At 60.9% G+C, this 843-nt stretch carries 1 pseudogene; it reads right to left on the reverse strand.

Going from position 1 to position 843, the window contains the following annotated elements:
* Window positions 1-764: pseudogene (locus C9427_RS33515) on the reverse strand (Ulp1 family isopeptidase); the annotation flags it as partial.
* Window positions 765-843: the final 79 nt, after the last annotated feature.

The raw sequence follows: 843 nt of genomic DNA on the forward strand, positions 1-843 counted from the left end.
GGCGCTGTGAAATGTTCATTGTTGATGATCACCCGCTCGGGTGGCAGGTGGTTGCCCTGGTCAAGCGCATCCGGCCAGGGCCGGATCTGCTGTTGGCTGGCAGCCAAGACTGGCGGGGCGGCGGCCTCAACTCCGGCGTGCCCAGAGCCGGCCGCGGCGAAAGCGTCCGTCACGCTTCTGTCTGACGCGGACTCCGCATCGCGAACCCGGTCCAACGCGAAGGTGAGATTGCGGCTGTCTGGAAACAACGTCTCGGCGAATTTGATCCGTGAATCATGATCCAGCCCAGAGATCGTCAGGCCCCGACTCTCAAGCGCCTCAGAAAATCTGCGAAGATTACGACCATAGACAGCACGGGTGTTTGGGGCCAATCTGCTGTCACTGGCCACTTGTTCTAAGACATGCGCGTCTGCCTTTGAGGGCACCGCCACTGGCCGCCCGCCGGTAGCTGAATGGCCCGGCTCATGATACGCACGCAGGACGTGCAACGCGCTCTTCATATCCACGTCTTTCGGAAAGAAAGCACCGACGTGATCGACCAGGGATTTGTGATTTCTTAGATCGGTCGCTTGGCCACGAGCGCTAAGATCATTCGCCAACCGGCGAAGTGCAAACGTGTATTTTCGGGCCGTGGTCTTGCTATATTTTTCCTGGGAGTGGGCGATCGCTCTATCAATAAGGTCCCGGTGTTCGCCGGACAGATGGGGATAGCGGGAAGCACGGGCGCCACTCGCAACAGGGTCGGCTCGGCGCGGCTCGGCCACGTGCTGCTCAAAGCCCGCTTGCCGCGCTTGGCCAGCATCCGGCAAGGGGCCAGGGCGGTCCAAGAAAGAGAGCATCGCA

This window comes from Mesorhizobium helmanticense (assembly GCF_003034915.1).
Taxonomy (GTDB): domain Bacteria; phylum Pseudomonadota; class Alphaproteobacteria; order Rhizobiales; family Rhizobiaceae; genus Mesorhizobium; species Mesorhizobium helmanticense.